The sequence below is a fragment of the Frankia sp. CoWAU3 genome (assembly GCF_977971855.1).
Genome location: NZ_CDWWXB010000136.1, coordinates 3,302 through 9,605 on the forward strand (window position 1 = coordinate 3,302; position 6,304 = coordinate 9,605).

At 70.4% G+C, this 6,304-nt stretch carries 3 protein-coding genes and 1 pseudogene; 3 read left to right on the forward strand and 1 reads right to left on the reverse strand.

What is annotated here, in order from left to right:
* The 3 genes from AC08ON_RS12540 to AC08ON_RS12550 form a co-directional block, all read left to right on the forward strand.
* Positions 1-989 (forward strand): alpha-hydroxy acid oxidase (locus AC08ON_RS12540; RefSeq protein WP_476617024.1); only part of this gene is annotated, 989 nt, incomplete at its 5' end.
* A 68-nt stretch (positions 990-1,057) separates the two neighbouring features.
* Positions 1,058-4,552: a DEAD/DEAH box helicase gene (locus AC08ON_RS12545; protein ID WP_476607704.1), complete on the forward strand. Its 3,495-nt coding sequence runs from the start codon at positions 1,058-1,060 to the stop codon at positions 4,550-4,552.
* Between the two features lie 216 nt (positions 4,553-4,768).
* The gene (locus tag AC08ON_RS12550) at positions 4,769-5,557 is read left to right on the forward strand and encodes a neutral zinc metallopeptidase (protein ID WP_476617025.1); all 789 of its coding nucleotides are present in this window, start codon (positions 4,769-4,771) and stop codon (positions 5,555-5,557) included.
* 135 nt (positions 5,558-5,692) lie between these two features.
* Here the strand turns inward: AC08ON_RS12550 and AC08ON_RS12555 are convergent.
* Positions 5,693-6,292: pseudogene (locus AC08ON_RS12555) on the reverse strand (IS4 family transposase); the annotation flags it as partial.
* Positions 6,293-6,304 lie beyond the last annotated feature (12 nt).

The window sequence follows — 6,304 nt, forward strand, 5'->3', positions numbered from 1 at the left end:
TGTCGATGCCGATCATGCTGGCGCCCACGGGCGCGGGCCGCCTCGCGCGGTCGTCCGCGGAGATCGCTGTGGCGAGGGCCGCGGCGCGGGCGGACATCGTGTACATGCAGAGCACCGTGGCAGCCTTCCCGCTCGAGGATGTCGCCGCGCGCTCGACCGGCACGCTGTGGTATCAGCTCTACCTGCCCCCCAACCGCGCCGAGGTCGGGAACCTCGTCCGGCGGATCGCGGCGGCGGGTTACCGGGCCCTGGCCATCACCATCGACACGCCGGTCCTGGGCAACCGTGAGCGCGACACCCGCAACAAGCTCATGAGTCGGCCGCCGCATCCCAAGATGCTGCTGCAGGGGGCCAGCAAGCCGGCGTGGGCGACCGATTTCATCCGCGGCAAATTCGACTTCATGGGCAAATTCGACTTCATGCGCGGCCAATTCGGCGCCGGCCGTCCCGGCGGCCCGTCCCGGCTAAGCCTCAACCAGACCCGAGCGACAATCAAATCGTCGTCGGACTGCGTCACCTGGGAGGACGTCGAGCGGATCCGGTCGTTGTGGGAAGGCCCGTTGCTCCTCAAGGGCCTGATGCGCGGGGACGAATGCGACCGGCTCGTCGAGCTGGGCGTCGACGGTGTCGTGGTCTCGAACCATGGCGGGCGGCAGTTGGACGGCCTCCCCGCGACCATCGATATCCTGCCGGAGGTGGTTGACGCGGCGGCGCGCAGACTCACGGTGTTCCTCGACGGAGGTGTCCGGCGAGGCAACGACGTGGTCAAGGCGCTGGCCCTCGGCGCCGCGGGGGTCTTCGTGGGTCGGCCCTACCTGTACGGCCTCGCCGCGGGCGGCGAGGCCGGTGTCCTACGGATGATTGAACTGCTACGCGTGGAATTCGACCACGCGATGGCGCTGCTCGGCGCCGCGACCGTGGCGGACCTCGACCGCAGCCTCGTCTCGGGCGCACGTATCCCCAGCACCCTCTCACCGTCGACGCGATAGGCCATGCCTGTCGACGGCCGAGCTGGGCTGCTTGGCGACCTTCCGTCACCGCCTGCTACCTTAACGGCATGCTCTCCGTGTCGTGGCAGGGACCCGGCACCGCCGGTCTCCGGACAGCCGTCAGCGAACGTTCGTATGCCAGAGGTGTGCACTACGCCCAGCAGAGCGCGGTTACGAGGATCGACTGGGACCCCGACGAGAACACCCTCCAGGGCCGGGTGCGTGGAAGCGGCGGCGAGGTCTACGCGACGAACGCGCAGTTCTCGGGTGACGGTCCGTCCTCTTGGACGTTCCAGTACGGCTCGTGCACCTGCCCGGTGGGCGCCGACTGCAAGCACGTCGTGGCACTGGTGCTGACGGCCACGACAGGCGCGACGGCCACGGCGAGCGCGGCAACGGGTGCGGCGGCGGCCCCCGGCCCATCGGCGCGGCGGTCCGGGTCCTCCCCGCGGTCGGCTCGGCCCCGGCAGGCTCGGCCCCGGCCGTCCCGGTCGGCTGCCTGGACCGAGGACCTGGGAGAGCTGCTGGGTTCCTCGCCCGCCGTCGGCGGCGGCCATGGCGGGGCCGGCGGGACGACGCCGTTGGCCGTCGAGCTGAGCTTCACGGCGGATCCGCCGGCCCACGGCGGCGGGTCCGAGCTGGGCCTGCGGGTCACGGCCCGGCTGGTGCAGCCGGGCCGGAACGGCTGGGTCAACGCCATCGGGTGGGACGTCCTCAACGCGGCGTACCAGACCCGCGAGTACCAGCAGCCGCAGGTACGGCTGCTGCAGGAGTTCTTCGCCGTGTACCGGGCCCATGAGGAGCGGTACGGGTACTCGTACTACTCCTCCTACTCTTCCGGCGGCGCGAAACGACTCGATCTCTGCGCGTTCGAAAGCCGGCAGCTCTGGTCGATGCTCGACGAGGCCGAGGCGGTCGGCCTCCGGTTCGTGCATGCCCGCAAGAAGCTCGGCGACGTGAGCCGGTACGGTTCCGCGGAGCTGTGCCTGAACGTCACCCAGGACGAGAGCACGCAGTCGCTGGTCGTGGCTCCTCTGCTCCGCCTCGGCGGGACGGCGACGGACGCCGCCGTGTTCTCGTTCATCGGCCGCGACGGCCACGGCGTCGTGTACGTCGACCGGGCGGAGGTCCTGGCCTCCGACGACCATCGGGACTGGCACGTCCGGCTCGCGCGGCTCGCCCAGCCGGTGCCGCCACGGCTGCAGCGGATGGCGGTCGGGAACGGGAGCCTGCGGGTGCCCCGCAGCGAGGAGTCCCGCTTCCGCGCGGAGTTCTACCCGCGCCTGCGGCGCCTGGCCCCCGTCGTGTCCAGCGACGGTTCCTTCGAGCCGCCGGAGGTGCCGCCGCCGGCCCTGGTGCTGCACGCCTCCTACGGCGATGACCACGAGCTCGACCTCAGCTGGGGATGGGCCTACGAGGTCGGCGGCGAGCGGATCCACGTGCCGCTGTACGCGACGGAACCGGACGGCACCGAACCGGACGGCACGATGCTGCCCGCCGCGACGCCGCCCGCCGCGGAACCGGACGGGTTACGGGATCCGCGCCAGGAGCAGGACGCGTTGCGGGGCGTGCTGGCGGCGCTGGATCTGCCCTCCGGCACGGCCGCCCTGCTCGCCGGTGACCAGGGTTCCGGTCTGCGGCCACGGGTGCGGCTGCGCGGCGTCGACACGATGCGCGCGACGACGGAGCTGCTCCCGTTGCTGGCGGACCGGCCCGGGGTGGCCGTCGAGGTCAGCGGTGACCCCGCGGCCTACCGGGAGGCCGGCGACTCGCTGCTCATCGGCCTGTCCACCGACGACGTGGTGGGCGAGACCGACTGGTTCGATCTCGGGGTCACCGTCACCGTGGAGGGCCGGCAGGTGCCGTTCACGGACGTCTTCCTGGCGCTGAGCCAGGGGCAGTCGCACCTGCTCCTCGCCGACGGCGCCTACTTCAGCCTGCAGAAGCCCGAGCTACAGTCGTTGCGGCGGCTGATCGAGGAGGCGCGGGCGCTGCAGGACTCACCCGGCGGTCCGCTGCGGATCAGTCGGTTCCAGGTCGGGCTGTGGGAGGAGCTCGCCGGGCTCGGTGTGGTCGAGCGCCAGGCGCAGTCGTGGCGCCAGCAGGTGACGGGGCTGCTGGAGCTGGGTGCCGAGGGCCAGCTCGAACAGGAGCCGCCGGCGACGCTCGCGGCGACGTTGCGCTCCTACCAGCTCGACGGTTTCCGGTGGCTGGCGTTCCTGTGGAAGTACCGGCTGGGCGGGGTGCTCGCCGACGACATGGGCCTGGGAAAGACGCTGCAGACGCTGGCGCTGGTCTGCCACGCCCGGCAGGCCGATCCCGAGCTCGCGCCGTTCCTCGTCGTCGCGCCGACGAGCGTCGTGTCGAACTGGGCCGCGGAGGCGGCCCGGTTCGCGCCCGGGCTGCGAACGGTGGCGATCCGCGACACGCAGCGGCGGCGTGGCGAGGCCCTCGACGAGGCGGTGTCGGGCGCCGACCTGGTGATCACCTCGTACACGCTCTTCCGCCTCGAGCACGAGGAGTACGCGAGCCTGGCCTGGTCGGGCCTGATCCTCGACGAGGCCCAGATGATCAAGAATCACCAGGCGAAGGCCTACCGGTGCGCCCGGCTGCTGCCGGCGCCGTTCAAACTGGCCGTCACCGGGACCCCGATGGAGAACAACCTGATGGAGCTGTGGTCGCTGCTGTCGGTGGCCGCGCCCGGCCTGTTCCCGAACCCGATCCGCTTCCGCGACTACTACGCCCGGCCGGTCGAGAAGCAGAACGACGTCGAGCTGCTCGCCCAGCTCCGACGGCGGATCAGGCCGCTGATGATGCGCCGCACCAAGGAACAGGTGGCGCCCGAGCTCCCGCCAAAGCAGGAACAGGTCCTGGAGGTGGACCTGCACCCGCGGCACCGCAGGCTCTACCAGACCTATCTGCAACGGGAACGGCAGAAGGTGCTGGGCCTGGTCGACGACATGAACCGCAACCGCTTCACGATCCTGCGCTCGCTGACCCTGCTGCGCCAGCTCAGCCTGCACGCCGGCCTGGTGGACGACCACCACGCAGACCTGCCGTGCGCCAAGATCGACGCTCTGTTCGAGCAGCTCACCGACGTTGTCGACAGTGGTCACCGGGCCCTGGTCTTCAGCCAGTTCACCGGATTTCTCGGCAAGGTACGCGAACGGTTGTCCGCCCTCGGTGTGGAGCACTGCTACCTCGACGGCCGGACCCGCGACCGGTCCACCGTGCTCAAGCGGTTCAAGACGGGGTCGGCCCCGGTTTTTCTCGTCAGCCTGAAAGCCGGCGGGTTCGGCCTGAACCTGACCGAGGCGGACTACTGTTTCCTGCTCGATCCGTGGTGGAATCCCGCGACCGAGGAACAGGCGGTCGACCGGACGCACCGCATCGGGCAGTCCCGCAACGTCATGGTCTACCGCCTCGTCGCCCGGGACACGATCGAGGAGAAGGTGATGGCGATGAAGGGCCGGAAGGCGCGGCTGTTCTCCAGCGTCATGGACGACGGTGACGTGTTCAGCTCGACGCTCGACGCCGACGACATCCGCGAGCTGTTCGCCTGACGCCCCCGGACCGCCCCCTGCCTCGTGGCCGGTGGCCTGACGGGCGCGGGCGGGTTCACCCGGTTCCAGCGGTTCGCCTGGTTCCACTGATGGGCGCCCATCGGGGCCTGTGGCCGGGCCGTCGACCGGCAGTTAGGCGAGGTCAGGGCGTCGGCGCCTGTCAGGGTGACGACGTCGGGTTCCACGCACCGGGGCGGACCTCTACGGTGATGCCTCGTGCGGGTCATCTGGGCGGCGTTGGCCGCGATCGTCGTGTCCGTCGGGGTACTGACCGGCTGCAATGCGTCCCCCGCGGCGGACGCGGCCGCGGCGGGGACATCGGTGAGCACGTCGGCGGTGCCGATCGCGGCCGCCGGGGAGTGCGGGGGCAGGGTGACCGACCTCGCCGGGGTCGAGAAACTCCTCTCCGAACCGGTCGGCTGCCCGGGCGGCACGAACAGCTTCTGGCACGGCGAACTCGGCGACGCGTGGACACCACCGCGGTTCGTCCCCTACCGGGACGGCCAGGTTCCGCGGGACGCCTGCGGCGCGCAGGTGAACGATCCCAAGCAGTTCGCGGACAACGCACTGTACTGCCAGCTCGACGACACCGTCGCCTACAGCGTCGACTTCATGACGGAGCCGTTCCAGGCGGGTGGAGCGTCCTACCCGCTGTTTGTGATCATGCACGAGCTGGGCCATCGGGGCAACCGGATCGGCGGGACGATCGGCGTGGTGTCGCGCGCGGAGGAGAACCAGGCCGACTGCTTCGCCGGCCGCCAGGCCAAGAGCGCGCACGACGCCAAGCGCATCGCGTTCACCGACGCGCTGCAGGGCGCGCTGCTGTTCTACAGCATCGGCGACACCCGCGACAGCGGCTGGTTCGACCAGGAGGCGGCCTCCGCCCCCGGCGCCCACGGCACCCCCCGTCAACGCGCCCAGGCCTTCTCCTTCGGCTACCTGCGCGACAGCGACACCTGCCACCGGCTCGGCCAGTCCAAGAGCGGAAGCGTGCCGCTGTTCTGACCCAGATACGCCAGTAGTGGTGGCAGGCGCGGATCTTCGGTAGGTCTGAGGTGATGTGAACCTGGCTGGCCCGGTTGATCGCTTCGTCGCCGTCGCCCAGTTCGACTGCGGCAGCGACGACGTGCACGCCGGTGTTGGCCGGACGGAGCGGTAGGAGCCGTCGGGAAAGCTTTCCAGCACGGGAAGGGTGAGATTCGCCTTGACGCGCCACAGGAGGTCGGCGCCGGTCTCCGCGGCGGCGCACCACAGCTCGTAGCCGTAGAAACTACGGTCGGCTATGACAAGCATGCCGGGTTCCAGCCGGCTCAGGATCTGGCGGGCCAGCGTGGTCTCACCTGTTCGGCATCCACCGAGCCCGGCGGCGAGAAACGCACGGCTCCCGCACTCGACGAGCCCGAGAACCTGGACCTTCGGGTAGGCGCTGGCCTTCGATCCGTTCTGGAGCTTCTCGAACTCCTCGCGGTTGGCGGGAGTGTCGGGGATATCCAGACTGAACCCGTCGATCGCCATCAGCCGCCGGTCGGCCAGGAACGCCCCTTTCAAGCCGGGATGCGCGATCGGTTCCGCTGCCCGTTCGAACAGCACGCGCAGCGGCTCCTCCCCGAGCCGTTTCCGCGCGTGCGTGAGACCGCTTCCGGTCGGGACCTCCCAGTCCCGCCACCAGCCGAACACCTTCAGGCCCGCGACAAGCTTCTCCATGACCTCCTCGTAGTCGTCATCGAAGAACAGCCACATCGCCAGCGTTAA

Bases quoted from the DNA above. Each gene is read 5' to 3' on its own strand.
- AC08ON_RS12545 (WP_476607704.1), top strand. From the start codon at position 1,058: ATGCTCTCCGTGTCGTGGCAGGGACCCGGCACCGCCGGTCTCCGGACA.